The following is a 26297-nucleotide window of genomic DNA, read 5'->3' as shown; positions in this document are numbered from 1 at the left end:
CGGGCGGTCGCCGCGGCGGCCACCGGTGCGCCGGCCCCGTCGGGCCCCGAGGGGGCGTCGGGCCTGGAGCCCGCGTCGGGCGCTGAGCCCGCGTCCGGCGCTGAGACGGCGTCCCGCCCCGTGCCCGCCTCCGGCCCCGTGCCCGCCTCCGTCTCCGGCCCCGAGGCAGCAGCCGCGCTGCTCGCCCCGCTCCTTCCACAGCCGGTGGACCACGTCCTCCTCCAGGCCGACCTCACCGCCGTGGCCCCGGGCCCCCTCCGCCGTTCGCTCGCGGAGACGCTGGCCGTACTCGCGGACGTCGAGTCGAAGGGCGGCGCGACCGTCTACCGCTTCACGCCCGCCTCCGTACGCCGCGCCCTCGACGCCGGGCGGACCGCCGTCGAACTGCACGCCTTCCTGACGGAACACTCCCGCACACCCGTGCCGCAGCCGCTCGCGTACCTGATCGACGACGTCGCCCGCAGGCACGGCCACCTCCGCGTCGGCGCCGCCTCCTCGTACGTACGCTGCGACGACGACACCGTGCTGGGCGAGATCCTGGCCGACAAGCGGTCCGCGCCCCTTGGCCTGCGCCGCCTCGCCCCCACCGTGCTGGCCTCCCGGACCGATCCGGCGGCCCTCCTGGAGGGCCTGCGCTCCATGGGGTTCGCCCCGGCCGCCGAGTCCGCCGAGGGCGACGTCCTGATCACCCGCGCCGACGCGTACCGCACCCCGCCCCGTACGGCCCCCGAGCCCGTACCCGAAGGACCGCCCGTCCCGGACGCCACCCTGCTCGGTGCCGCCGTCCGCGCCATCCGCGCCGGCGACCTGGCCTCCACGGTCACCCGCAAGGAACCCGCCGCCGCCCACACCGTGGGCGCCCTGCCCCGTACCTCCGCCGCCGAGACCCTCGCCACCGTCCAGGCCGCCGCCCTCACCAACTCGGCGATCTGGATCGGCTACGTCAACGCCGAGGGCACCGCCACCCAGCGCGTCATCGCCCCGGTCCGCATCGAGGGCGGCTATGTCACCGCGTACGACCACACGGCCGACGAGGTCCGCACGTACCCCCTCCACCGCATCACGGGCGTCGCGGAACTGGCGGACGAGGCGGACTGATCGCTGAGGGCGTCCGCGGCGGTCGTGCGGGCGGTGGCCACCCTCCGCCCGCACGACGCGGCCCGTGGCACCGGCGGCAGTCCCGCTTGGAAGACGCTCAATCCGACAGAGGCGCTGCCGGCTACGCCGGTCAGCGCCAAGGCACGTAGGCCGGCGTCAACACCTGCCCGGCAACGGCCGGCGCGCCTCGCATTCAGCGCGCGCGCATGTGTGACGTGTGTCATGGTGCCTCACACAGGCGGGAGCTGCGTCGTCATGAAGGCATGAAGGTGAAACCGCTGAGGTCGGCCGCTCTTGTCGCGCTCGTCGTGACGGGCCTGTACGTGGGTGTCTGGGCCTATTTCCTCCCCGAGAAGTGGTACGACGGCTTCCCGGGCTTCGGCCGTACGTGGCTGCCCCCGCTGGGCCCGTACAACGAGCACCTTGCCAAGGACACGGGAGCCCTGTACCTGGCGCTGGCGCTCCTGTCCGCCGCCGCTCTGCGCAGGGCGAACAGCAACCGTCTCGTGCGGACGACGGGCGCTGCGTGGCTGGTCTTCAACGCCTTGCACCTCGTCTACCACATGCAGCACCTGCACGTGTACGGCACGACGGACAAGGTCCTGAACGTGGTCGGCCTCGGGGCTCTGATGCTGATCTCGGCAGCACTGCTGATCCCCGTACGGGCCGCACCCCGGCAGCCCTCCCGCATCGACGACTGAACCACCGCAGACCGCACACCGAGCAGGCGGACTCCGAGAATTCGAGGAACGGACATCATGCGCATCGCAATCGCAGGCGGAACAGGAATTGTCGGACGCCATGTGGTCGACGCCGTCACCGCCGCGGGACACACACCCGTGACCGTGGCCCGGAGCCATGGCGTGGATCTCCTCACCGGCTCGGGCCTGGACGCGGCCCTCGCCGGGGTGGACACGGTCATCGACGTGACCAACGTGATGAGCCTCAGGGAGAAGGTCGCCACCGCGTTCTTCGAGACCGCCGGGCGCAACCTGCTGGCCGCCGAGGAGAAGGCCGGCGTCGGGCACCACGTGACCCTGTCCATCGTGGGCGTCGACCGTGTTCCGGGCTACGGCTATTACCAGGCCAAGCTCCGCCAGGAACAGCTCCTCCAGGAGGGCCGGATCCCCTGGACCGTGCTGCGTGCCACGCAGTTCCACGAGTTCGCCCAGCAGATCCTCAGCCAGGTACCCGGGCCTCTCGCGCTCGTGCCCCGGATGCGCTGTCAGCCCGTCGCCGCCCGCGAAGTGGCCCACCGGCTGGTCGAGCTGGCGACCGGCCCCGCACAGGAGAGGGCGCCGGAACTCGCCGGCCCGAAGGAGGAACAACTCGTCGACATGGCGCGCCGCCTGCTGCGCGCCCAGGGACGGCACCGGTTGCTCATCCCGGTCAAGTTCCCCGGCGCCACCGGTGCGGCGATGACGGGCGAAGCGCTGCTTCCGACCGAGGCCGGGCCGCGCGGCAGGCAGACCTTCGGCCAGTGGCTCGACGAAGCTGTCGGGTAACGGCACGATGTCCGATCAACCCATCCGGGCCCGCCTCTCCCGCCTCTCCCCCTCTCCCCAGGAACAGCCGTGACCTCACCCGACACCCCTGTGCCCGGCGGCCCCGGCCGGGACGCCACGCTCCAGGCACTGTTCGCCGAACGGCGCACACTGATCAATCTCTGCTATCGGATGCTCGGCACCCTGCAGGACGCGGAGGACGCCGTCCAGGAGACGTACGCCCGCTGGTACTCCCTCCCCGACGACGAACAGCAGGCCGTCCGCTCGCCGCTCGCCTGGCTGACCCGGGTGGCCGGGCGGATCTGCCTGGACCAGCTCACCTCGGCGCGGGCCCGCCGGGAACGCTACGTCGGCGAGTGGCTCCCCGAGCCGGTACGGGACAGTTCCGTATGGAGCAGCACCGGCGGGAGCCACGGCGGCTCGCAGGACCCCGTCGACCGCGTGACGCTGGACGAGTCGATCAGCATGGGCCTGCTCGTCGTACTGGAGACGATGACGCCCGCCGAGCGTGTCGCCTTCGTCCTGCACGACGTGTTCGGCATGCCCTTCGACGACATCGCCGACACGGTCGGGCGCACCCCGGCCGCCTGCCGCCAGCTCGCCTCATCGGCCCGGCGGCGCCTGCGTGCCGCACGCCCGGATACGGACCCGGTCGACCGGCACCGCCGTGTCGTCTCCGCCTTCCGCGAGGCGTGTGAGACCGGTGACTTCGACACGCTCGTCACGCTGCTCGACCCCATGGCACAGTCGCACTCCGACGGCGGCGGCAAGGTGCGCGCGGCCCTCCGCCCGGTCACCGGCAGGGACAAGGTCGCCAGGCTGGTGTCGGGGCTGCTGCGCAAGGACCCCGGCCTGGCGTTCTCCGAGGAGACGGTCAACGGCCGGCCCGGCCTTGCCGTGCGCGCCGAGAGCGGCACGACCATCGCCGTCATCGCGATCGACGTGGCGGGCGGTCTGATCACCAGCCTCTGGATGACGGTGAACCCCGACAAGCTGCACACCTGGAACGGTGACCTCACCGCCAAGGAGGCATCCACCACCGGGTGATGACCGGAGTCGACAGCCCGATCCGCGTGGAGGGCTCGCTACGGAACGCGGGTTATCTGTCACTCCATGCATGCAGGCGTTTCGGCGAAGTACACTTTCTTATTTCGTGTGGGACGAACATGGATGGCGCTGCGCATCCCCGGCGCGCTCGCTGACTGACCTTTCCGCCGCCGGGGCACGGGGCATCGCCCCGGCCCGTGGCAGGTGTGGTCTCCGTCACGCCGACGACCCTATCTGCGGAGGTATGTGTGTCCTGCCTGATCGTCCAGAGCGACAAGACACTCCTGCTCGAAGTCGACCACGAGCAGGCCGACGCCTGTCGGCGGGCCATCGCCCCCTTCGCCGAGCTGGAGCGGGCACCCGAGCACATCCACACCTACCGGGTGACCCCGCTGGGCCTGTGGAACGCGCGGGCCGCCGGGCATGACGCCGAGCAGGTGGTGGACGCGCTGGTCGAGTTCTCGCGGTACCCCGTGCCGCATGCGCTGCTCGTGGACGTCGCCGAGACCATGGCGCGGTACGGGCGGCTCACCCTCAGCAAGGACCCCGCGCACGGCCTCGTTCTCACCAGCACCGACCGGCCCGTCCTGGAGGAGGTGCTCCGGTCGAAGCGGATCAAGCCGCTCGTGGGCGAGCGCATCGACCCGGACACGGTCGTCGTGCACCCCTCCGAGCGCGGTCAGATCAAGCAGACGCTGCTCAAGCTGGGCTGGCCGGCCGAGGACCTCGCCGGGTACGTCGACGGGGAGGCGCACCGGATCGACCTCGACGAGTCGGGCTGGGCGCTGCGGCCGTACCAGAAGCAGGCCGTCGAGGGCTTCTGGCACGGCGGCTCGGGTGTCGTGGTGCTGCCCTGCGGGGCGGGCAAGACCCTCGTGGGCGCCGGTGCCATGGCCAAGGCCAAGGCCACGACGCTGATCCTCGTGACCAACACCGTCTCCGCCCGGCAGTGGAAGCACGAGCTGGTCAAGCGCACGTCGCTCACCGAGGACGAGATCGGCGAGTACAGCGGGACGAAGAAGGAGATCCGGCCCGTCACCATCGCCACCTACCAGGTGCTGACGACGAAGCGGAAGGGCGTCTACCCGCACCTCGAACTCTTCGACTCCCGGGACTGGGGCCTCATCGTCTACGACGAGGTGCACCTGCTGCCGGCGCCGGTCTTCAAGTTCACGGCCGACCTCCAGGCGCGGCGGCGGCTCGGGCTGACCGCGACGCTCGTACGCGAGGACGGGCGGGAGTCCGATGTGTTCTCGCTCATCGGGCCGAAGCGGTTCGACGCGCCCTGGAAGGAGATCGAGGCGCAGGGGTACATCGCGCCCGCCGACTGTGTCGAGGTCCGGGTCGATCTGACCGAGTCCGAGCGGCTCGCCTACGCGACGGCCGAGGTCGAGGAGAAGTACCGGTTCTGTGCCACCACCGACACCAAGCGGCGGATCACCGAGACGCTGGTGCGGAAGTTCGCGGGGCAGCAGATCCTCGTCATCGGGCAGTACATCGACCAGCTCGACGAGCTCGGTGAGCATCTGGACGCGCCGGTGATCAAGGGCGAGACGTCCAACGCCCAGCGCGAGAAGCTCTTCGACGCGTTCCGGAACGGCGAGATCAGTGTGCTGGTCGTCTCCAAGGTCGCCAACTTCTCCATCGATCTGCCCGAGGCCACCGTCGCCATCCAGGTGTCCGGCACCTTCGGGTCACGTCAGGAGGAGGCGCAGCGGCTGGGGCGGGTGCTGCGGCCCAAGGCGGACGGCCACCAGGCGCACTTCTACTCCGTCGTCGCCCGGGACACCATCGACCAGGACTTCGCGGCGCACCGGCAGCGGTTCCTGGCGGAGCAGGGGTACGCGTATCGGATCATGGACGCGAGCGAACTCCTCAGCGGCGGGACGGGGGCTCCTGCCTGAGCGGAGGCGCCTGAATCGGGGCGCGTGAATCGGGGCGCGTGAATCGGAGGCGCTGAATCGGGGGCGCCTGATCGCACGCGCCGCTCAGCGGCGCTTGACCCCCGCCGCCTGCGCGTCGTACTCACCGAGGACGGCCACGCCGAAGGCCGCCGTGGCGAAGACGCGTACGGCGCGGAACGCGTCGCCGAGGCGGAAGGCGGGCCGGTCGGTGCCGTCGAGCGCGGTGGCGCCGGCCGGCTGGGCGGTGCGGGGGTGGGGGACACGGGCGGTGGGGGCGAAGGTCGCTGAACTCATGTCTCCATGGTGGATTTCCGGACCGCGGATCGCGTCGCTCCCCGGGCTGAACCCGCGCCCCGCGTACGTACGACTCCAGGCATAGGGCATCCCCTACGGGTCGTAGCCGGTCGTGGGCCGGTTGAGGGCCGGTCGCGGGCCCGGCGCGCGCCCGTCGCGGGCCGGAGCGGTAAAAAACATTCGCTTCCGGGCGGAGTCCCTCACTAGACTCCCTCGCTCGCCCGCCTCCCCCCGCCCGGGAGCGCCGCCCTCCGGCCGGAAACCGGACGGCCACGTCACCCTGATCACCCTGATCACCCTGATCACCTTGATACCGCCGGAGGCACCGCCATGTCCGAGACCGACCCGGACCCCCTCGCCCGTGAGCGCGCCCACCTCGCCGCGTCCCGGACCGCCCTGCGGGCCATGCGGGAGGACGTGGAGGCCCTGGACATCCGGGATGTGACGGCGAACTGGGTCAACGCCGTCGTTCTGGAGCGGCAGATCGATGATCGGATCAAGGCGCTCGCGGATCTCGCGCACACCCCGCTGTTCTTCGGCCGGCTGGACTACCTGGAGCGGGCGCAGGAGGGGCAGCGCTTCTACATCGGGCGGCGGCACGTGCACGACGCGCACGGCGACCCCATGGTGATCGACTGGCGTGCGCCGGTCTCGCAGCCGTTCTACCGGGCGTCGAAGAAGGACCCGCGGGACGTGCGACTGCGCCGCCGTTTCGGCTACACGGGCGGCGACCTCACCGCGTACGAGGACGAGCACCTGACCGACCCGGCCGAGGAGGAGCGCACCAGCATGCTGCTCCAGGCGGAGATCGAGCGCCCGCGCGTCGGTCCGATGCGGGACATCGTCGCGACGATCCAGCCCGAGCAGGACGAGATCGTGCGCAGCGGCCTGGGCGGCACGGTGTGTGTGCAGGGTGGGCCCGGGACCGGGAAGACGGCCGTGGGACTGCACCGGGTGGCGTATCTGCTGTACGCGCACCGGGAGCGGCTGGCCCGTACGGGCACGCTGGTGATCGGGCCCAACGAGTCCTTCCTCCGGTACATCGAGCAGGTGCTGCCCGCGCTGGGGGAGCTGGAGGTCCGGCAGGCGACGGTCGAGGACCTGGTCGCGGCGCGAGTGGAGGTGCGGGGGACCGACGAGGCCGCGGCGGCCGTCGTGAAGGGCGACGCCCGGATGGCGGAGGTGCTGCGGCGGGCGGTGCGCTCGCATGTGACGCTGCCGACGGAGCCGGTGGTCGTGGTGCGGGGCTCGCGCCGCTGGCGCGTTCCGGCGTACGAACTGGAGGAGATCGTGCGGGAGTTGCGGGCGCGTGACATGCGGTACGGGGCCGCCCGCGACGCCCTGCCGCAGCGCATCGCGCACGCGGTGCTGGTGCGGATGGAGGCGGCGGGGGAGGCGCCGGACGACCGGGTGCAGGACGCGGTGGCGCGGAACGCGGCGGTGAAGGCGGCGGTGAAGGCGATCTGGCCCCCGGTGGACCCGGCGAGGCTCGTACTCCGCCTGCTGTCTGACGCGGACTTCCTGGCGGAGCACTCGGAGGGCCTCCTGACGGACGACGAGCGGAAGACGATCCTGTGGACGAAGCCGGCCAGGAGCGTGAGGTCGGTGAAGTGGTCGGCGGCGGACGCGGTGCTGGTGGACGAGGCGGCGGACCTGGTGGCGCGTACGCAGTCGCTGGGCCATGTCGTCCTGGACGAGGCGCAGGACCTCTCCCCGATGCAGTACCGGGCGGTGGGGCGGCGCTGCTCCACCGGCTCGGCGACGGTGCTGGGCGACCTGGCGCAGGGTACGACGCCGTGGGCCACGCGGAGCTGGGCGGAGGCGCTGCGGCACCTGGGCAAGGGGGACGCGGCGGTGGAGGAGCTGACGGCCGGCTTCCGCGTGCCGCGTGACGTGATCGCGTACGCGTCCCGGCTGCTGCCGCACATCGCGCCGGGCCTGGCCGAGGTGCGGTCGGTCCGGGAGAACCCGGGCTCGCTGGAGGTCCGCGAGGTGCCGGAGCCGGACCGGAACCGCGAGGTGCCGGAGCCGGACCGGAACGCGGCGGTGGTCGCGGCGTGCGTGGCGTCCCTGGAGCGGGAGGGCTCCATCGGCCTGATCGCGGCGGACGCCCGCGTCCCGGAACTGGCGGCGGCGCTGACCGGTGCGGCCCTGACGTACCTGGCCCCCGGCGAGGAGACGAGCGCGGACACCCGCCTGACCCTGGTCCCGGCGTCACTGGCGAAGGGCCTTGAGTACGACTACGTGGTCCTGGACGAGCCCGCCGCCGTCGTGGACGGCGAACCCGACGAACGCACGGGCCTGCGCCGCCTGTACGTGGCGCTGACGCGTGCGGTCTCGGGCCTGAAGGTCGTCCACGCGGCGCCGCTGCCCGGACAGTTGGCCGCTCCCGCCTGACCGGGTGTGTCAGGCGGCGGCGACTCTGCTGGTCCCGCCGGCCCTGGTGGCCGCGGACCGCCTCCCGCGCGGCGGCTGGGACCCGCACGAGCACGTCGTCCCGACTGCGGCCGCACGGGTGCTCGCATGGTGCGCTGCGCCCGCGCGGCCTCTGTGGGTCAGTCGGGAACCTGGATGTCTGCAGTCCACCGGACGGCCTGAGACGTCTCGATATGGAAGCGACCCTTGCGGCCCTCGGCCAGGTTGAGCTGGTTGACGTTGATGCGGACTTCGGTGCTGGGGCAGTCCACCGTGAACTCTCCCACGGTGTCCACCGTCAGCGTGAGTCGGCCGGTCCCCGTATCCGAGACGCAGTTGACGTTGACCCACGACGTCCCCTTGGCGAGTTGGACCGCACCAAGGTCCCAACCGCCCCGCCGAGGCCCTCCGGACGCTATCTGCCGATGGCCGGGCCGTATCTCAGGCGGCGACAGAACCAATGGCCGGGACACCGACGGGGGCGGGGACGTCGTCGCGGTGGGCGGGCTCGGCGAGCTTGGCTCCGTGCTCGTACACGCCGTCGCCGTCACCACCAGAGCGGCGAGGGCAGCCGTGAGCCCTGTCACCGTCCACAACCTCCCGGGACAGAACACCTAGACCACCCGCACCCCATGGCTCTCGGCCGTGGCCACGAGGCTCTTCACCGTGGGCGGCGAGGCCAGGAGGAACAGCGCCGGGTAGAGGCTCGCCGTACTCGTCCGCCGCACGCCCAGCGGGCCCCGGAACACGATCTCGCCGGGCACGTGAACCTCCTGTACCGTACCCGCCTCCTCTGCGCGCGTCAGGCAGACGGCCACCAGCTTCGTGAACACCTCGCTCACGCGGTCCATCACCCAGCCACGGCCCGGGACGCCCGCCAGCGACTGGCGGATGCCCTCCAGGGCTCCGTCGACCGCAACCTTCGTCAGCACGCGCGTGACGCCCACCGCACGGATCTCCGTGGCCCTCTCCCACGGGACGTCGTCCCCGTCGAACCCCACCGACTCCGGGCCCAGTCGCAGCGCACCGAGCCCGTCCAGGTACTGCAGAGGACCGGCCAACGCGTCCGGCACCAGCGGGTGCGTGGCGAGCAACCTGCCCAGGGACATCTCCCAGGGCTCCGTCGCCGGGGAGTCGGGTACGCCCGCGCGCTCGACCGCCTCCATCACCCAGTCGCCGCCCGGTACGGGTGCCGAGCGCACCCGGTCCAGGCGTTCCCGGGCCGTCTGCCCAAGGCGATCGCGAAAGTTGAGCGTCATTGCAGCCGTGCCTTTCCGTTCCGTTGCCTCAGTCGTCGCGAAGCGCGCTGTCGTGGCGCGACCCAGGCTCGCACAACACGCCTACCAGCACACAGCGTTCGGCCTCGGCGGCGCGGTGGCCGGCCGGGGCGCAAGGCTCGTCTCGTGGCCGGCATGAAGGAGTTCGGAGAGGCGGTCACCGCGTGGGCGCCCGGAGGCCCCGGCGACCGGGTGCGCGAGCCGGCCGTGCGGTTCACTTGGCGGACCTGAGCATTGACTAAAGGCCAAGGGTCAGCAGGATCGTGGCCGACGGCGGGAACGGCGCGACCCAACCCGCCCAGCGGCAGGCCCCGGCCAGGGCGGGGTGTCGCGGGCTCAGGCGGGAGGCCACCACAAGCACAGGGGTAACCGTCCAGGACGCCCACCAGCAGTTCATGATGACGGCCACGGTCTGAGGGCGAACCAACGTGGCCATCCCAGCCCACCCCCCGAGGAAGACGGCCACCGGGATCAGGGCCACCGTCGCAACCGTGGTCCACACCGACACCTTGTTGATTGCAGGGGGCTCGGTGTCACGGTCGTTGGTCAGGGCGGGAGTTGTCTCGTGCATGGGTACAGCCAACTGCCTCCGGCACCGGTTCGCCTGCGCGGGCGTACTCAGGGCCGGTCGGTCCCCGTACTCATCATTGAGGGGCCACGAAGTTCCCGGACAGGGACCCAATAGGGCTGTCCTGAAGAGGAAACGAGGAAAGACGCCTGGCAGGAGCGGGGACTCGCCGTCGACGTGCTGGGCCTGATCATCGGTGTGGTGATCCTCATTGAAGCTCCGGCGTGAAGTCGTACTGGAGCTCGTACAGGTGGCCCGCCTTGACCATGACGGTGGCCTCGATGGGACGTTCATCGTCGGTGTAGACGACGCGCAGGGTGCGGAGCACCGGCAGGTTGCCGGGGAGCCGGAGGGCTGTTGCCTGTTCCTGTGTGGGGATGCGGGCGGAGACACGGTCGACGCTCAGGCGAGGAGGGAAGCCGAGGGCCGCGAGGAGGGTGGGAGTGCCGCCCCGGATCTTGCGGTTCTCCGCCACGGCCGTGTTCCGGGCGACGTCCACGGGGTAGTACGAGGCCACGAGTTCGACGGGTTCGTCGTTGATCGTGAGGATCTGGCGGCGCAGGACAGCCGTCTCATCGTCCCTCAGGGTGAGGAGCCCTCGTACGTCTGCCGGCGGTACGGCTTCGGCGACCTCCAGCAGCGTGCTGCGTGCCCGGCCGCCGTCCCTCTCCGCTTCGGCCAGCCAGCGGAACCGTTCACCCTTCCCGGCGGGGGCCATGTACGCAGCGGGCCGCATCGTGCGCTGCCGGTGTTCCCGTACGGTCACGGCGGCACCCGCGCGCCCGATGACCAGTCCCTCGTCTTTGAGGAGCTGAAGGGCCTTCTGGATCGTCGCACTCGAGGCCTCGAACCGCTCCTTGAGCCGCACGGTGGACGGCACCTTCGCGCCGGGCGCCAGATCGCCACTCATGATCTCGTCGCGCAGGTCCGCGGCGATGCGTTCGTGGAGGGAGCGGGGGTCGCGGGGCTCGGCCTCGGCGTCGCGCACGGTCATCCGATCCTCATCTCGTAACGGAGCCTCTGCCGGTGAGCGGGCATGGTCATCAGATCCGCCTGGATGGGACGGTCCCCGGTGTCGAGGGTCACCCGCGCCAGACGCAGCACGGGCTGATCCGCGGCCGTCCTGAGGATGTCTCGCTCCTCATCCGTCGCCAGGCGGGCGGTCACGTCCTCGCGGACCCGCACCCCGACGTGCCCCAGCGCGGCGAGCAGGGTGACCGCACCACCGCGGATCTTCGCCGTACCGGCCAGAGCGGTGCCGCGCGCGATCTCGACCGGGTAGTACGTGTCGGTCAACTCGCACGGCTCACCTTCGAGTTCGATGACGCGACGGCGCACGATCACGGGCTCATCTGCCGGCAGTCCGAGCAGCGCGGCGGCCTCCTCGCCCGCGGGGGCCTCCCCGGCGAAGAGGATGCGCTGTGTGCCCTTGCGGCCGTGGGCGGCCGTCTCCTCTGCCCAGGCATCGGCCTGCCCGTTCGCGCGCGGGGTGAGATACGGCATCGACGTGCTGACCCAGTCGCCCTTACCGCCCATGATTCCCTCCCGTGACCGCCGGTTGTCCGTAACCGTAGGCGTCTCACTCTAGGCGTGCGCCAGGCGGCAAATCTTGCTGCTATTCGCGAATAGCAGTACGCTCGGCTCCAAGTCGAAGCCGGGAGGCCAGTGATGCGCAGTACGCAGACGACGATGTACGGCCCCGTTGAGCTGGGCCTTCCGTTCAGACCCCCGCGACCGGCAGAAGGGTGCGGTGTGTGCGCCGCCCTGGCGAAGCAGCGCGCGGAGGCGCGCGAACACGGGGACTTCTCGGCGGTGACCGACCTCAATGTGGAGATCGCCGCGCATGGGAAGGGGCACTGACGTGCCGATGTCCTTGGAGCAGTGGCGTGAGTGCTGGGCCCGCGCGGAGGGGGCGGCGGAGGGGCTGCGGGAGGCGCTGTCCGCGCTGGGTGTTCCGCAGGTGGCGTACGGGGCCGTCCGTCCCGTGGTCACACACAACGGGCGCGTGTACGTCGACGTGGGGATGCTGCGCGGCGACGCTGCCGTGATGGTGGCGGAGGCCCTGAAACCGGCAGGCGGCAGCGGCCCTTGATGAACTGCCCGCTCGCCCGTCATGCCCCCGGCGGTACGTCGGCCGGAGAGGGGGCCCGGAAGGGTGGGTCGGCTCCCGCAGGCTCTACGCGGGCTTGAGGGACAGGGTGTACGCACTCGGGGTGCGTTCGTGCGGTTCCGGGTCGCGGAGGAGGTGGGCGTGGAGTGGGAGGCCGGATGCTGCCAGGAGGGGCGCAAGGCGCGTGACCGTCCAGCGGTGGAAGTCCAGGGAGACCGCGTGGCCCAGGGCCTCGTCGAGGTGCAGTACGCCTTCGCCCTGCTGGAACGCCAGGAGGAGCGGGGCGCCCGGCGTCAGTACGCGGTGGAACTCCGCCAGTACGGCCGGGACCCGCTCCGGCGGGACGTGGATCAGGGAGTACCAGGCCACCATGCCCCCGAGCGTGCCGTCCGGCACGTCAAGGGCCGTCATCGTGCCCCGCTCGAAGCGGAGGTCCGGGTGCTCGCGCCGGGCGACGGTCAGCATTCCGGGGGAGAGGTCGATGCCGAAGGTGTCCACCCCGAGGCCCGCCAGGTGGGCCGTCACCCCGCCCGGCCCGCAGCCCACGTCGGCCACCGGCAGCCCGGGGCGTACGTACTCGGCGAACGCCCCGAGCATCGCGCGGCCCAGCTTCATGCCCGCGAACTCGGTGCGGAAGTGTTCCGCGTAGTCCGCCGCCACGGCGTCGTAGCCGGCGCGGGTCGGGTGGAGGAACGTGTCGTCGTCGGGGTGGCTGTCGCTGGTCATGGGCGGGGAGCCTAGCCCCGCCCATGGCGGGCGAGGCCCGTTTCAGGCCGCCTCGTCCAGCGCTCTGCGCCACGCCCGTACCGCGCCCCGCGCCACCGGGGACGTCCAGCCGGCCGGGCGGGCCGCTCCGCCGATGTGGAAGGCGTCGATGCCCGCCGCGCGCAGGGCGGGGACGTGGTCCAGGCGCAGGCCGCCGCCCACCAGCAGCCGCGGCTCGTAGCCGGGCGTGCCCCGGCGTGCGGCCTCCGCCGTCAGGACGGGGACGCCCGCGTCGACCCCGGCCGCCGAGCCCGCCGTCAGGTACGTGTCGAGGCCCGGGAAGTCCGCCAGCTGTCTGCGCAGCGCGTCCCGGTCCGTCGCGTGGTCGATGGCGCGGTGGAACGTCCAGCGGCAGCCGTCCAGCTCCGCCGCCAGGCGTTCCAGGGCCGCCAGGTCCGGGCGGCCGTCCGGGTCCAGGAAGCCCAGCACGAACTCGGTCGCTCCTTCGGAGCGCATGTCCCGGGCGGCGCGTACGAGGGGCTCCACGTCGCCCGCCGCGAAACCGTCCGTGAGGCGGAGCATCACACGCAGCGGGATGTCCACGGCGGCGCGAACGCGGGCGTACGTCTCCCGGCTCGGGCTCAGGCCGTCCGCCGCCATGTCGGTGACCAGCTCAAGGCGGTCCGCTCCTCCGGCCTGGGCCGCGATCGCGTCCTCGGCGTCGAGGGCGATCACCTCCAGGACTGCACGGTTGCTCATCGGACCTCATTCCTCCAGCGGCTACAGGTCTAGTCCAATCCTAGTGGGTGGAGGGGGCGGCAGGCTTGCCCCGGTTACCGGTAGGGGGTATACACTGAGGCTCTGGTTATACCCCCCTAGGGTATTGGAGGAGTGGAGATGAGCGGCCCCACGACCGCATCCGGCACCGCCGAGGTCGAACTCGCCATCGGTGGCATGACCTGCGCCTCGTGCGCGGCGCGCATCGAGAAGAAGCTCAACCGTATGGACGGCGTCGAGGCCACCGTCAACTACGCCACCGAGAAGGCCAAGGTCACCTACCGGGGCGACGACGTGTCCGTACGGGACCTCATCGCCACCGTCGAGGCCACCGGCTACACCGCCGAGGAGCCCGCGCCCCCGGCCGCCGCCCCGGCCCCGGCCCCGGCGGCGGAGGGGGAGGAGGGGGCGGGGCTCGGCGCCGAGCGCGGCGGCGCCGAGCGCGGCGACGACGAGCTCGGCGACCTGCGCCGGCGGCTCCTCACCGCCCTCGTGCTCTCCGTCCCGGTCATCGCCATGGCGATGGTCCCGCCACTCCAGTTCCAGTACTGGCAGTGGCTCTCGCTCACCCTCGCCGCCCCCGTCGTCGTCTACGCCGGCTGGCCGTTCCACCGCGCCGCCTGGACGAACCTCCGGCACGGCGCCGCGACGATGGACACCCTCATCTCGGTCGGTACGTCCGCGGCCTTCCTGTGGTCCGTCTGGGCGCTGTTCTTCGGTACGGCCGGGATGCCCGGCATGACCCACCCCTTCGAGCTGACCGTCGCCCGCACCGACGGCGCCGCCAACATCTACCTGGAGGCCGCGGCCGGAGTCACCGCCTTCATACTCGCCGGGCGGTACTTCGAGGCCCGCTCCAAGCGGAAGGCGGGCGCGGCGCTCAGAGCGCTGATGGAGCTCGGCGCCAAGGAGGTCACCGTGCTGCGCGGGGGCCGCGAAGTGCGTGTACCGACCGCCGAGTTGCAGGTCGGCGACCGGTTCCTCGTACGGCCCGGGGAGAAGATCGCCACGGACGGCACCGTCGTCGAGGGCTCGTCCGCCGTCGACGCCTCGATGCTGACGGGCGAATCCGTGCCCGTCGAGGTCACCGTCGGCGACCCCGTCACCGGCGCCACGCTCAACGCGGGCGGACGGCTCGTGGTCGAAGCCACCCGCGTCGGCGCCGACACCCAGCTGGCCCGGATGGCGAAGCTGGTCGAGGACGCCCAGAACGGCAAGGCCGCGGCCCAGCGGCTCGCCGACCGGATCTCGGCCGTGTTCGTCCCGGTCGTCATCGTCCTGGCGCTCGGCACGCTCGGCGTGTGGCTCGGCACGGGTGCCGGACTGACCGCCGCGTTCACCGCCGCCGTCGCCGTCCTGATCATCGCCTGCCCGTGCGCCCTCGGGCTCGCCACACCCACCGCCCTCATGGTCGGTACGGGGCGCGGTGCCCAGCTCGGCATTCTCATCAAGGGCCCGGAGGTCCTGGAGACCACCCGCAAGGCCGACACCGTCGTCCTCGACAAGACCGGCACCGTCACCACCGGGCGTATGACCCTGCTCGCCGTGCACGCCGCCGACTCCACCGACGAGGCAGAGGTACTGCGCCTGGCGGGCGCCCTGGAGCACGCCTCCGAGCACCCGATCGCCCAGGCCGTCGCGGCCGGCGCCACCGCCGGAGTGGGGGAGCTGCCCGTACCCGAGGACTTCGCGAACGTGCCCGGGCTCGGCGTCCAGGGGGTCGTCGAGGGGCACGCGGTGCTCGTCGGGCGGGAGAAGCTGCTGACGGAGTGGGCCATCGAACTGCCGGATGTGCTCGCCGCCGCCAAGGAGGGCGCCGAGGCGGGCGGGCGTACCGCAATCGCCGTCGCCTGGGACGGCGAGGCACGCGCGGTCCTCGAAGTCGCCGACGCCGTCAAGGACACCAGCGCCGAGGCCATCCGGCGGCTGCGCGCACTCGGGCTCACCCCGATCCTGCTCACCGGCGACAACCAGGCCGTCGCCGAGGCCGTCGCCGCCGAGGTCGGGATCGACGCCGAGCACGTCATCGCCGAGGTCATGCCCGAGGACAAGGTCCACGTCGTCAAGCGCCTCCAGGGCGAGGGGCGCAGTGTCGCCATGGTCGGCGACGGGGTCAACGACGCGGCGGCCCTCGCACAGGCCGACCTCGGGCTCGCGATGGGCACCGGGACCGACGCCGCGATAGAGGCGAGCGACCTGACGCTCGTACGGGGTGACCTGCGCGCCGCCGCCGACGCCATCCGGCTCTCGCGGCGCACCCTCGCCACGATCAAGGGCAACCTGTTCTGGGCCTTCGCCTACAACGTGGCCGCGTTGCCGCTGGCCGCGGCGGGGTTCCTGAACCCGATGATCGCGGGGGCGGCGATGGCGTTCTCGTCGGTGTTCGTGGTGGGCAACAGCCTGCGGCTGCGGGGGTTCAAGGCGGTGGCGTAGGGGGCTGGGGTGGCGGGCCGGGTGCCGGGGGCTGGGGTACCGGGGTGCCGGGGTACCGGCGACGGTGCCCCGGCCCGTGAGCGGCACAATGGCCCCATGCCACGCGAGTTCCCCGCGCACCCCGCCCACGACGAGCTGACCCGCCGCTGGGCGGGCGCCGTGCTCCTCGCGCGGGACACCGACGCGTGCGGGCCGTCGCCCTACAGGTACGCGGACGACCTCCTCCGCCGCTGGGCCGAACCCCAGCGGCGGTACCACACCACCGACCACCTACTCGCCGTCCTCCGCCGTATCGACGAACTGGCCGATTACGCCGACGACCTGGCCGCCGTGCGGCTCGCCGCCTGGTTCCACGACGCGGTGTACCTCCCGGACCGGTCCACCAACGAGGAGCGCAGCGCACGGCTCGCCGAACGGGCGCTCCCCGAGCTGGACATCGACCCGTCGCGTACGGCGGAGGTCGCCCGGCTCGTGCGGCTCACCGTCAGCCACGACCCCGCGGCCGGCGACCGCAACGGCGAGGTGCTGTGCGACGCCGACCTGGCGATCCTGGCCGCCGAGCCGGAGGAGTACGAGGCGTACACCGCGGCCGTACGGGAGGAGTGCGGGTTCGTGCCCGACGACGCCTTCCGTGCCGGCCGGGCGGCCGTACTGCGCCAACTCCTCGGCCTGCCACGACTGTTCCGCACACCGTACGGCGCCGAGCGCTGGGAGGCGGCCGCCCGCCGCAATATGGCCGACGAGCTGGGCAGCCTGGGAGTGTAGGCGGCGCCGGCGGTGTTCACGCCTGTCATGCCGCCCGTCGACGAGCACGCCTCCGGCCCCGCTTCCGCTTCCGCTTCCGCTTCCGCTACCGTCGGCGTCGGCGTCGGCGTCGGCGTCGGGCTCAGGCGGACGGCGCCGGACGGCGTTTCGGGCGGCGCAGCCCGGCGGCCGTGAGGAGCCGTACGAGTTCCTTGGAGCCGATCTCGACCGCGCCGGCCGCCACGGCGTCCGCGTAGCGGTGGGACGGGATGTCGTAGTGGTCGCCGTCGAAGGCGTACGGCGGGGCGCCGATCTCGGCGGCGGCCGCGTGCAGTTCCTCGAACGACGTGTCGCTGATCATGTGCGACCACATACGGCCGTGGCCGGGCCAGTCGGGCGGGTCGATGTAGATCGTCACCGCAGGCCGCCCACCGGGGCGACCACCACACCCGCCCGCCCGCACACCCAGTGCGGATCCGCGCCCAGCTCCGGCTCGACCTCCAGGGCGTGCGGGTCGCCGGAGTCGCAGACCGGGCAGATCGGCCAGCGGCCGTACCGCTCCAGCAGCGCGTCCTGGACGTCCTGGGCGACCAGCCCGGCGATGTACGGGGCGCCGTCCGGCCACTGCGCGACCCACCAGCGGCGGTGCGTCACCGAGTCCTCCACCAGCGACACGACCTCGGCCTCGGCCACGTCGCGCGCGACGAGGTCGGCGAGGACCAGTGCGCGAGCGGCGTGCAGGGCCTGCTCCAGGGGGTCCGGCTTGTTCATGGAGCCCATTCTGACCCGCGGGGTTGACGGCCACCATCGCTGAAAATACGTTTCAGTCGTGACCGAGGACGTGAAGGAAACTTTCATCGGTGCGGCAGCCGCCGATTCGCGTACGGGTGGTGGTGGCGCAGCCCCCGACCCGCTCGCCGCGAAGGTGCGCACCCTGGCTCCGTCCATGACCCGCTCCATGCAGCGAGTCGCCGAGGCCGTCGCCACCGACCCGGCCGGGTGTGCGGCCCTCACGGTCACCGGACTGGCCGAGCTGACCGGCACCAGCGAGGCCACCGTCGTCCGCACCGCCCGCCTCCTCGGCTACCCCGGCTACCGCGACCTCCGCCTCGCCCTCGCCGGGCTCGCCGCCCGGCGCGGCTCCGGCGGGTCCCCGGCCGTCACGTCCGACATCGCGGTCGACGATCCGATCGAGGACGTCGTCGCGAAGCTTGCCCGCGACGAGCAGCAGACCCTCGCCGACACGGCCGCCGCCCTCGACACCGCCCAGCTCGGGGCCGCCGTCACGGCGCTCGCCGACGCCCGCCGCACGGACATCTACGGCGTCGGCGCCTCGGGCCTCGTGGCCCAGGACCTGGCCCAGAAGCTGCTGCGCATCGGCCTCGTCGCCCACGCCCACAACGACCCGCACCTGGCCGTCACCAACGCCGTGCAGCTCCGCCCCGGCGACGTGGCGATCGCCATCACCCATTCGGGTGCCACCGGGGACGTCATCGAGCCGCTGCGCGTCGCCTTCGAGCGCGGCGCGGCGACCGTCGCGATCACCGGCCGCCCGGACGGTCCGGTCACGCAGTACGCCGACCACGTCCTCACCACGTCCACCGCGCGCGAGACCGAGCTGCGCCCGGCCGCCATGTCGTCCCGTACAAGCCAACTCCTCGTCGTCGACTGCCTGTTCACCGGGGTCACGCAGCGTACGTACGCGACGGCCGCGCCCGCCCTGTCGGCGTCGTACGAGGCGCTGGCGCACCGCAGAGCGACGCCACGCCCGCGTACGACCGCCCGCTGAGCACGCACACCGCCCCCGTACGACGCCGAAAGAGCCCCGCACATGAACGACCCCGCGCCCCACCCCGCCCCGGACCCCGCCCCGGCCCCCGCCTCCCGGCCCGCCCCGGAGCCTGCCCCGGCCCCCGCCTCCCGGCCCGCCCCGGAGCCTGCCCCGGCCCCCGCCCCGGCCCCCGCCTCCCGGCCCGCCCCGGAGCCCGCCCCGGACCCGGCGTCGGACCCGGCGTCGGACCCGGCGTCGGACCCGGCGTCGGACCCGGCGTCGGACCAGTCGGGCGACACCGCCGCGCAGCTCCGCGCCCAGCTGGGGTCCCTCGCCACCGAGGGCTACAGCCCCGACCTGGCGGACATCGACACCCGGTCCACCCTCGACATCGCCCGCACCATGAACGCCGGCGACCAGGCCGTACCCGCCGCCGTCGCCACCCAGCTGCCCCGCATCGCCGCCGCGATCGACGCCATCGTGTCCCGCATGGCGCGCGGCGGGCGGCTCGTCTACGCGGGCGCGGGCACGGCGGGCCGGCTCGGAGTGCTGGACGCGAGCGAGTGCCCGCCCACCTTCAACGCGGACCCGTCGCAGGTGGTGGGCCTTGTCGCGGGCGGTCCCGAGGCGCTCGTGCGTTCCGTGGAGGGCGCGGAGGACTCGGCGTCGCTGGCCCACGACGACCTCAAGGCGCTCGACCTGACCCCGGACGACACGGTGGTGGCCGTCTCGGCGTCGGGCCGTACCCCGTACGCGGTCGGGGCGGTCACATACGCGCGCGAGACGGGCGCACTGACGGTCGGCGTGGCCTGCAACCCGGGCAGCGCGCTCGCGGCGGCCGCCGAACACGCCGTCGAGGTCGTCGTCGGGCCCGAGTTCATCACCGGCTCGACCCGCCTGAAATCGGGCACCGCCCAGAAGCTCGTCCTCAACATGATCTCGACGATCACGATGATCCGGCTCGGCAAGACCTACGGGAACCTGATGGTCGACGTACGCGCCACCAACGACAAGCTGCGTGCCCGCTCCCACCGCCTCGTCGCGCAGGCCACGGGCGCCCCCGACGAGGAGACCGCCGCGGCGCTGGAGGCGACTGGCGGCGAGGTGAAGCACGCGATCCTCGTCCTGCTGGGCGGAGTGGACGCCCCCACGGCCGCCCGCCTCCTGGAGGAGCACCACGGCCACCTGCGCGCCGCCCTGGCAGCGGCGGCCCCGGCGTCCCGTCGCCTGGCGGGACCGGACAGGTGAGTGAAGGCCGTCAGACTCCGACCGTGTACGTACGGCCCTCCCGCCCCCACTCCCCGTACCCAGGCTCCAGCCCCTCGTCCATCGCCCGCAGGCAGGGCCGCCCGATGTGCGCGTACACGAGCCGTCCGACCTTGTGGCGGGCAGCCTCTCGGCCGATCTCCTGTACGTGGGCGTGCCCGCCGACCCCGCCCCGGAACCGTATCCGCCGGTTCCAGCCCGACGCCTCCGCGAACATCAGGTCGGCGCCCGCCGCCCACACGGGGAACTCCCAGAACTCCGGCGCCCACACCACGGCCACACCCCCGGCCTCGATGCGGTACCCGCAGGTCGGATGCGAGGTGTGCGCGACGGGCAGGGCCCGGACGGACAGGCCCCCGAGAGCGAGGTCCCCCATACGGGCCACGAGGCCGCGTTCGGCGGCCATGGCCTTCAGAACCGACCGCAGCTCCGCGTGCTCATCGGTCACGAGCCAGGCATCCAGGCGGCGCGGCGGCTCGGCGCCGGGCCCGGCGTCGAACGCGACCCGGCGGTCACGCCACATGACCAGCAGCCCGGCCGGGGCGTACCGGGGCGAGTTCATCGCCCCGACCCCGAGAAGCCTGGCCCGCGCCAACGCCACCATCATCACCACCACGGCCCACGGCCCACGGCCCACCACCCCGCCCAGGCCCGGCCCAGCGTGTCCCCCCGCCCGGCACGGGTAGCCGTAAAGCCGGAGAACCATGCCCGGCGAGCAGTCCGCCGGGAGCCGTCCGTAAGGCCGGGAGCACACCATGAGGCTTCAGTTTCTGGAACCGCTCTACGAACAGCCCGGACCGGTCGCATCGGTGTACCTGGACACCTCCCGCGACATCGACGAGCCCGACCGGGCCATCGAGGTACGTCGCCGGAACCTCCGGTACAGCCTGCTCGCCCATGACGCCGATCTCGACACCGTCCTCGCCGTCGAGGCCGAGGCCGGTACGGACCGGGAGATCGCCGGTCCGCACGGGCAGGCGATCTTCGCAGCCGCCGGCCAGGTCCTCCTCTCCGAGTGCCTGCCCCGGCCACCGGCCCACGACTCCGCCCGGTACGGGCTGATCCCCGACACCGCGCCGCTCTGCCTCCAGCACGCCCCGGACATCCCGTACGCGGCCGTCGCGACACACCGTCTGCACCCCTCCGACCACCAGGACGGCGGCGACGAGATCGAGGTCGACGTCAGCATCGGCAGCTGGCCGATGAGCCGGGTGGCCCCGCCCCGCCAGATCCACCAGCAAATGCGGATCGACGACTGGCCGGAGGAAGCGGAGGTACTCGTCAGCGAACTGTCCGACGACATGGAGGCGATCGTGCTCTCCGGAGACCCCTGGGCCGCCAACACGATCACCCGGCTCGCTCCGAAACGCCTCCAGCCGCGCTTCACGAGGCGCAAGAACGGCGCCCCGCACCACCCGGAGCCCGGCCGCACCGTCCTCGAGGACGACCTGGCCGATGTGTTCGCCGGCCGGCTGCGCGACCGCGACCAGCAGCAGCTCGACGCGTTCCAGTCGCAGCGCGCCCGCCACCCCGACGAGTCCGAAGGCATGGCCGCCACCGTCACCGCCCTCCAGCGCGGCCAGGCCCGGGCGGTCGTCCTCACCACGCCGCAGCCGACCGGCCGCCACCTGTGGGTCGGCGCCGAACCGACCCAACTGGCGACCTCCGGCCACGACCTGAGGTCCTTCGGCGTCGACTACTTCTGGGAGGAGCAGGCCGAGGCGGCCCTGATCCGCGCGGCGGCGGCCACCGGGTCCGAACTGATCGTCACGCCGCAGGAGCAACTGCCCCTGAAGGACGGGATCGGCGTCCTGCTCCGCTACACCGCCCGGTAGGTGTCCCGGTGAATTCCGGTGTGCCCCCGGTAGGCATCCACAGGTGGTCACGGACGAGCACGCATCCTCTCCAGGAACTCCTCGCTGTTCCACTGGTCGGCCTTCGCGAGCGACTTGCGCATCGGCACGTTGAGGCCGGTGCTGATGGCAGCGCCCCATCGCAGTCACGCGTCTCCGGCCCTCCGCCGCCGCCCCAGAGAGCCGGCTCCCGCACCTCCGGGTCCGACGGGGGTACAGCCCCTTGATCCGCCCATGGGTCAGGAGCCCGTGACGAGCGCGGCCCGCCGCTGTCCGCGTACCGTGCGTGGGGAGGTTCGCTGTTCGTCCCCTGGAGGTCCCCAGTGCCAGAGCTGTCTCGCCGTACGGTCCTACGCGCCGTCGGTGCCGGAACCGGTGCTGTGGCCATGGGCGGAACCCAACTGTGGAGTGCCGCGACGGCGACGGCGTCGCGTACCGGCGACAACCCCATCGTGCTGGAGAACCAGGCAGTCGGGTCCGACGGCTGGGCCGTGGGTCACGGCGGCACCATGGGCGTGGACGAGAAGCGCCCGCAGCTCCAGGGTTACGCGTCCAGCACGTCGGTGAGCGGCGGCGAGTCCCTCGACTTCCACATCGCCTCGCACGTCCCGCAGTCCTGCACGGTGGCGATCTACCGCGTAGGCCACTACGGCAGCGCCAGAGCCCGGCACCTGCTCACCGGCGACGATGTGCGAGTCACCCCGCGCAAGTCCGCCCGCGCACAGCACGGTTCGCGCGCGGCGGCCTGCGACTGGCCGGTGTCCTGGACACTGGACGTGCCCGACGCGTGGGTATCGGGCATCCACCTGGCGGTCTTCACGTCCGAGGACGGCCACCGCGCGTACACGCCCTTCGTGGTACGGGACACAGCCCGCCCCTCCGACATCCTGATCGTCCTGCCCTTCGCCACCTACCAGGCCGACAACGCCGAAGACCGGCGCGGCCCGGGCATGTTCAAGGTGTCCTTCGACCAGCCCTACGCCGGTCTCGGTCTGCCGCGAGGGTTCGGGCGGGACACCAGTACGGCACGGTGGGCGGAGGAAGCCTGCTACGACGTGACGTACGCGACCGACCTCGACCTGCACGAGGGCCGGATCGCCCCCTCCCGCCACACCGCGATTGTCTTCTCCGGGCGGCACGCCCACTGGTCCGAGCAGATGCGCGACGTCGCCGGGCGCGCGGTCGGCGCTGGCACCCATCTCGCCTTCCTCGGCCCGGACGTCGCCGACCTCCGCACCCGCGTCGAGCCCGCGCCCAACGGTCGCCCCGGTCACGTGCTGACCTGTTACCGGGACGCGCGGGACCCCGTGGCGGGGTCGGGGGAGCAGCCCGAGCCCCTCGTCGTACGGGACAGCGCCCACTGGCTCTGGTCCGGCTCCGAGCTGCGGGACGGCGAGCCGGTCCCGGGCCTGACCGCGGCCGCGGCGGACGGCGACACCCGCATCGCCCCGCCCGGGACAAGGGGTGCCGGGCAGACGCTGCTCGCGGAGCCTCGTACGGACGGCAGGGGTCAGAGCCGTCTCACCGGGGCCGGGCACACCCGCGTGTACGAGAACGGCCGGAAGACCCTCGTCTTCGTCGCCGGGACCGCGCACTGGCCGCTCGCCCTCCACGAACCCGAGCACGTCAGCGCCCACGTCCAGCGCGCCACGGCCGCACTCCTCACGCGCATGCTGGAGCCCCGTTGGTCCCGTGGGCCTCAGCAGCGCCAGAAGCTGTGATCGCCGCCGATCCAGCCGGTCAGGGCGCGTTCGTCGTAGACGACGACGTTGCCGTTGGAGCTCACCTCGAAGCGGACGGCCATGGTGTCGCCCGAGACGGCGGCGCCGGTCACGACCCCGACGAGCCGCTGCGTACGGTTGGGCCGGGCCCGCTCCGGCAGCTGGAACAGCACCTCCCCCGTGTTCCAGGGCTTGCCGTCGACCTTCGACATCGAGAAGTGCAGGTGCACCTGGTCGCCGGCCACCCGGAACTGCGGGGTGTAGTTGGAGCTGTTGGGCTCGTACAAGGCGGAGTCGTACGGGATCGGGACCCATGGGTGCGTACCCGGGTGGGGGAAGCGCGCGATGTTGTAGTTCCGCGCCCCTGAGACACCGTCGGCGACGCCGAAGGCCAGCGTGGCGGAGGCGTCGCCCGGACCGTCCTGGTGGACGCAGACGCCTTCGGGCTCCCGGTGGGACAGCGAACCGAAGGTGGTGATGTGCTGCGACTGGACGACCTTCCCGCTCGACCATTCGGCGCAGGTCACAGTCATGTTGTCGGTGCCGGGGTTGCCGTAGAGCGTGTACAGGTGGTCGCCGAGGCTCGCGTACCCCTGGAGCGTCCGGTCCGAGACGTGCGGTATCGAGGCGAGCCGCGTGAAGGTGCCGCGGGCCGCCGCGTCGAGGTCGTACCGGTCGACGAAGCCGGTGGCCAGATGCGACGCCACGTTGTCGATCTGGCCGCGGTAGATCAGTTGTCGCGTGGTCGGGTCGATGGTCGCCGAGACCCGGTACACCCCGGTGCGCGGGGTGTTAATGGCGGTGGCCTCAGGGTCGGACGCGTCGGCGGTGCCGCCGGGGACGTACGGGATACGGGCGATGGCCGTGGCCCAGCCTCCGTTGGGCATCGCGTCCGTCCACAGCCAGGTCTTCCCGCCCGTACGCTCGACGCCGATGTTCGCACCGTGCCCGGCACGGAGGACCAGCATGGTGTCCAGGACGGTCCCGTCGGCGTCGAGCCGGGAGACGAGGAGCCGGTTCTGGTCGCTGTCGGTGACGTTCCGCTGGCACACGTACCAGTGCTGATCCACCGCGTCCCAGAACAGCGACTGCGCGACGCTACCGGCGTAGCCGAGGGCGGCGCCGGATATCAGAACGGGGTTGACGGACGAGGCGAGCTGGATCAAGTGGTGGCTCCTCATGGCTGGGGCGGGGCTTATGAACAGGCCGGACCCCCACCTCCGGTGACCGAGGCGGCGGATGGGGCGGTCCGGTCGGCGGCTACTGGCCGAGGTCCTCCAGGAACGCCGACCAGGCGGTGGGGGTGACGGCGAGGCCGGGCCGGGTGGTGTCCTTGGAGTCCCGGACGTGCACGGTGTGCGGACAGACGGCGACCTCGACGCAGTCGCCGCCCTGGTCGCCGCTGTAGCTGCTCTTGAACCAGTTGAGGTCGGTGCTCATAGCTCTCGCGCCACCTGTTCGATAAGTCGTACGGAGTCTTCCGGTGTCAGGGCCTGTGCCCGCAGGGTGCCATAGCGTGCGAACACCTCTCCAACGTCCGGCTGTTCGCTGAGAAAGTAGCGGCCGCCCTGCCCCTCGACGTAGACGAGTTGACTCTGCCGCTTGGCTGTCTCCAACAGAGTGAAGGGCCCGTTGACCCCGGCGTGGGTCTCGCGGTGCTGGGGCATCACCTGGATCTCGACATTGGGCAGCCGCGCGACGTCCAGGATGTGCAGAACGTTCTCCTTGAGGACTCCCCGACCACCGATCGGCCTGGTGAGCGTGACGTTCTCCAGCACGAAGGTCACGTGTGGCCTCGGCTTGCGGTGGTAGACCGCTTGGCGCGCGAGCCGGGCCGTAACCTGCGCCTCGATCTCCTGCTCGTCCAGCGACGGAACGGCGCATGCGAAGACCGCCCGCATGTACGCCTCTGTCTGGAGCAGCCCGGGAATCAGGTGGTTCTCGTACTTGTGGATCCCCGCAGCCTTCTTCTCCTCCTCCAAGTAGTCCTCGAACCACGCGGCGACTCCGCTCAGTTTGAGTTCCTCCGCGACCTCCAGCAGTGCACCTTGTGCACACAGCACGCCGTCCGCGATCTCCACGAACTTGTCCTTCGGCTTCCGCTCGCCGCGCTCGATCATGGCCACTTGGGACTTGGAGTACATGGTGTGATCGCCCAGCGCCTCCTGCGACATGTTGGCGCGCTCGCGATGAAACTTCAGGAGCCTGCCGAACGCCTTCGCAGCTCCGGGCCCGGCACCGTTTCCGCCGTTCACTTCCGTCCTCCCCGATCGCACAGTCCGCCACAACAACACTGTGGCGCTGGTCACAGTAGAGCCGTGCCTGCAGGCTGGTCGCATGAGTCTCCCCAAGCCACTTGACGGGTCACCCCCTTGGGTACCGGCCTCCGGCCATGCCCTCCGGCACGCCGGCGTTCACTTCGACGCCGTACGGATCGCGGGCGTGCTCGCGGAGGATGTCGCGTACCGGCTGATGACCTTCACGGACTTCCAGGCCGGGCCCATCGTCCGGGAGTCGACCGGGCACCGGAACATGTACTTCCTGCTGCCGCCGCACACGGCGTCCGCATACACCTGGCCGCCGGCCGTACGGGCCCTCACCCGCGGCGCGGGCTGTGATGCGTACGTCGGGGTACCCGCCTTCGACGGGTTGACGTGGCCGTTGGACTGGCGGTCACGCCCGACGCCTGAAATGCCGTACGTGGAGCCGGACCTACTCCATCTCCTCGTCACCGAGGCGGTCTGAACCGCATACGGAGTTATCGGGTGGTACGCCTGCCCCGACGGCACCGAGGATCGGGAGCATGGGA

The 26297-nt window shown here is 72.1% G+C and carries 28 protein-coding genes; 14 read left to right on the top strand and 14 right to left on the bottom strand.

The genetic code is table 11. The features are described 5' to 3' along the window. The 5 genes from FVS66_RS25365 to FVS66_RS25345 form a co-directional block, all read left to right on the top strand. On the top strand, nt 1–1098 hold a 1098-nt coding region (locus FVS66_RS25365; RefSeq protein WP_149183527.1), incomplete at its 5' end, for a helicase C-terminal domain-containing protein. Nucleotides 1099–1361: 263 nt separating this feature from the next. Further along, on the top strand, nt 1362–1799 hold the full coding sequence (locus tag FVS66_RS25360) for a hypothetical protein (protein WP_149183526.1): 438 nt from the start codon (nt 1362–1364) through the stop codon (nt 1797–1799). 57 nt (nt 1800–1856) lie between these two features. Next, nucleotides 1857–2603 carry an SDR family oxidoreductase gene (locus FVS66_RS25355; protein ID WP_149183525.1) on the top strand — a complete coding sequence of 249 codons (747 nt, stop codon included), beginning with the start codon at nt 1857–1859 and terminating at the stop codon, nt 2601–2603. A gap of 69 nt (nt 2604–2672) precedes the next feature. Further along, a complete protein-coding gene (gene sigJ, locus FVS66_RS25350; RefSeq protein ID WP_262387191.1) occupies nt 2673–3650 on the top strand; it encodes an RNA polymerase sigma factor SigJ in 978 nt (325 codons plus the stop codon). Between the two features lie 248 nt (nt 3651–3898). Next, complete coding sequence (locus FVS66_RS25345; RefSeq protein ID WP_149183524.1) at nt 3899–5554, top strand: DNA repair helicase XPB; 1656 nt, start codon at nt 3899–3901, stop codon at nt 5552–5554. 84 nt (nt 5555–5638) lie between these two features. On the opposite strand, the gene FVS66_RS25340 is transcribed toward FVS66_RS25345, so the two are convergent. Next, nucleotides 5639–5848 (bottom strand): hypothetical protein, encoded by a 210-nt coding sequence (locus tag FVS66_RS25340; protein WP_149183523.1) that lies wholly within the window; start codon nt 5846–5848, stop codon nt 5639–5641. A gap of 330 nt (nt 5849–6178) precedes the next feature. Here FVS66_RS25340 and FVS66_RS25335 point away from each other — a divergent pair, with 330 nt between their 5' ends. Continuing rightward, complete coding sequence (locus tag FVS66_RS25335) at nt 6179–8245, top strand: UvrD-helicase domain-containing protein (protein WP_149183522.1); 2067 nt, start codon at nt 6179–6181, stop codon at nt 8243–8245. Between the two features lie 158 nt (nt 8246–8403). Here FVS66_RS25335 and FVS66_RS35215 read toward each other — a convergent pair whose 3' ends face one another. From FVS66_RS35215 to FVS66_RS25315, 5 genes are all read right to left on the bottom strand, one after another. Continuing rightward, on the bottom strand, nt 8404–8550 hold the full coding sequence (locus FVS66_RS35215; RefSeq protein ID WP_187645690.1) for a hypothetical protein: 147 nt from the start codon (nt 8548–8550) through the stop codon (nt 8404–8406). A 327-nt stretch (nt 8551–8877) separates the two neighbouring features. Then, nucleotides 8878–9522: a hypothetical protein gene (locus tag FVS66_RS25330; protein ID WP_149183521.1), complete on the bottom strand. Its 645-nt coding sequence runs from the start codon at nt 9520–9522 to the stop codon at nt 8878–8880. A gap of 256 nt (nt 9523–9778) precedes the next feature. Next, nucleotides 9779–10111, bottom strand: a complete 333-nt coding sequence (locus FVS66_RS25325) for a hypothetical protein (protein ID WP_149183520.1) — start codon at nt 10109–10111, stop codon at nt 9779–9781. Nucleotides 10112–10316: 205 nt separating this feature from the next. Continuing rightward, a complete protein-coding gene (locus FVS66_RS25320) occupies nt 10317–11102 on the bottom strand; it encodes a GntR family transcriptional regulator (RefSeq protein WP_149183519.1) in 786 nt (261 codons plus the stop codon). Beyond that, the gene (locus tag FVS66_RS25315; RefSeq protein ID WP_149183518.1) at nt 11099–11644 is read right to left on the bottom strand and encodes a UTRA domain-containing protein; all 546 of its coding nucleotides are present in this window, start codon (nt 11642–11644) and stop codon (nt 11099–11101) included. Before FVS66_RS25315 ends, FVS66_RS25320 begins: the two co-directional genes overlap by 4 nt. Nucleotides 11645–11969: 325 nt before the next feature. Here FVS66_RS25315 and FVS66_RS25305 point away from each other — a divergent pair, with 325 nt between their 5' ends. After that, nucleotides 11970–12200, top strand: a complete 231-nt coding sequence (locus FVS66_RS25305; protein ID WP_399226266.1) for a hypothetical protein — start codon at nt 11970–11972, stop codon at nt 12198–12200. An 84-nt stretch (nt 12201–12284) separates the two neighbouring features. On the opposite strand, the gene FVS66_RS25300 is transcribed toward FVS66_RS25305, so the two are convergent. Continuing rightward, nucleotides 12285–12944 carry a class I SAM-dependent methyltransferase gene (locus tag FVS66_RS25300; protein ID WP_149183516.1) on the bottom strand — a complete coding sequence of 220 codons (660 nt, stop codon included), beginning with the start codon at nt 12942–12944 and terminating at the stop codon, nt 12285–12287. A gap of 42 nt (nt 12945–12986) precedes the next feature. Then, the gene (locus FVS66_RS25295; protein ID WP_149183515.1) at nt 12987–13682 is read right to left on the bottom strand and encodes a copper homeostasis protein CutC; all 696 of its coding nucleotides are present in this window, start codon (nt 13680–13682) and stop codon (nt 12987–12989) included. A gap of 138 nt (nt 13683–13820) precedes the next feature. Between FVS66_RS25295 and FVS66_RS25290 the strand changes: the two genes are divergently transcribed. Next, nucleotides 13821–16133 (top strand): heavy metal translocating P-type ATPase, encoded by a 2313-nt coding sequence (locus FVS66_RS25290; protein WP_149183514.1) that lies wholly within the window; start codon nt 13821–13823, stop codon nt 16131–16133. Nucleotides 16134–16229: 96 nt separating this feature from the next. Then, entirely contained in the window at nt 16230–16898 is a 669-nt protein-coding gene (locus tag FVS66_RS25285) for a hypothetical protein (RefSeq protein WP_149183513.1), read from the top strand. 121 nt (nt 16899–17019) lie between these two features. Here FVS66_RS25285 and FVS66_RS25280 read toward each other — a convergent pair whose 3' ends face one another. Together FVS66_RS25280 and FVS66_RS25275 are read right to left on the bottom strand one after the other, a co-directional pair. Beyond that, nucleotides 17020–17295, bottom strand: coding sequence for a DUF4031 domain-containing protein (locus FVS66_RS25280; protein WP_149183512.1), 276 nt, complete (start codon nt 17293–17295; stop codon nt 17020–17022). Further along, entirely contained in the window at nt 17292–17648 is a 357-nt protein-coding gene (locus FVS66_RS25275) for a hypothetical protein (RefSeq protein ID WP_149183511.1), read from the bottom strand. The genes FVS66_RS25280 and FVS66_RS25275 overlap by 4 nt, the downstream gene beginning before the upstream one ends. Nucleotides 17649–17706: 58 nt before the next feature. Between FVS66_RS25275 and FVS66_RS25270 the strand changes: the two genes are divergently transcribed. After that, a complete protein-coding gene (locus FVS66_RS25270) occupies nt 17707–18666 on the top strand; it encodes a MurR/RpiR family transcriptional regulator (RefSeq protein ID WP_149183510.1) in 960 nt (319 codons plus the stop codon). A 42-nt stretch (nt 18667–18708) separates the two neighbouring features. Then, complete coding sequence (murQ, locus tag FVS66_RS25265) at nt 18709–19896, top strand: N-acetylmuramic acid 6-phosphate etherase (RefSeq protein ID WP_262387190.1); 1188 nt, start codon at nt 18709–18711, stop codon at nt 19894–19896. A gap of 10 nt (nt 19897–19906) precedes the next feature. Here the strand turns inward: murQ and FVS66_RS25260 are convergent, their stop codons facing one another. After that, entirely contained in the window at nt 19907–20476 is a 570-nt protein-coding gene (locus FVS66_RS25260) for an MBL fold metallo-hydrolase (RefSeq protein WP_149183509.1), read from the bottom strand. A 193-nt stretch (nt 20477–20669) separates the two neighbouring features. Here FVS66_RS25260 and FVS66_RS25255 point away from each other — a divergent pair, with 193 nt between their 5' ends. Beyond that, nucleotides 20670–21749: a hypothetical protein gene (locus tag FVS66_RS25255; RefSeq protein ID WP_149183508.1), complete on the top strand. Its 1080-nt coding sequence runs from the start codon at nt 20670–20672 to the stop codon at nt 21747–21749. A gap of 404 nt (nt 21750–22153) precedes the next feature. Continuing rightward, nucleotides 22154–23488, top strand: a complete 1335-nt coding sequence (locus FVS66_RS25250) for a N,N-dimethylformamidase beta subunit family domain-containing protein (protein ID WP_262387189.1) — start codon at nt 22154–22156, stop codon at nt 23486–23488. Here the strand turns inward: FVS66_RS25250 and FVS66_RS25245 are convergent. The 3 genes from FVS66_RS25245 to FVS66_RS25235 form a co-directional block, all read right to left on the bottom strand. Further along, nucleotides 23467–24654, bottom strand: coding sequence for a hypothetical protein (locus FVS66_RS25245; protein ID WP_149183507.1), 1188 nt, complete (start codon nt 24652–24654; stop codon nt 23467–23469). The genes FVS66_RS25250 and FVS66_RS25245 overlap by 22 nt on opposite strands. 94 nt (nt 24655–24748) lie before the next feature. Further along, on the bottom strand, nt 24749–24928 hold the full coding sequence (locus FVS66_RS25240) for a DUF397 domain-containing protein (protein WP_149183506.1): 180 nt from the start codon (nt 24926–24928) through the stop codon (nt 24749–24751). Continuing rightward, nucleotides 24925–25743 carry a helix-turn-helix transcriptional regulator gene (locus FVS66_RS25235; RefSeq protein WP_262387188.1) on the bottom strand — a complete coding sequence of 273 codons (819 nt, stop codon included), beginning with the start codon at nt 25741–25743 and terminating at the stop codon, nt 24925–24927. The genes FVS66_RS25240 and FVS66_RS25235 overlap by 4 nt, the downstream gene beginning before the upstream one ends. Nucleotides 25744–25825: 82 nt before the next feature. Here FVS66_RS25235 and FVS66_RS25230 point away from each other — a divergent pair, with 82 nt between their 5' ends. Then, nucleotides 25826–26233 carry a hypothetical protein gene (locus tag FVS66_RS25230; RefSeq protein WP_149183504.1) on the top strand — a complete coding sequence of 136 codons (408 nt, stop codon included), beginning with the start codon at nt 25826–25828 and terminating at the stop codon, nt 26231–26233. The last annotated feature ends 64 nt before the right edge of the window (nt 26234–26297 follow it).

This window comes from Streptomyces sp. TRM49041 (genome assembly GCF_008271805.1).
GTDB lineage: Bacteria > Actinomycetota > Actinomycetes > Streptomycetales > Streptomycetaceae > Streptomyces.
This window is presented reverse-complemented; position numbering and strand designations above follow the sequence as displayed.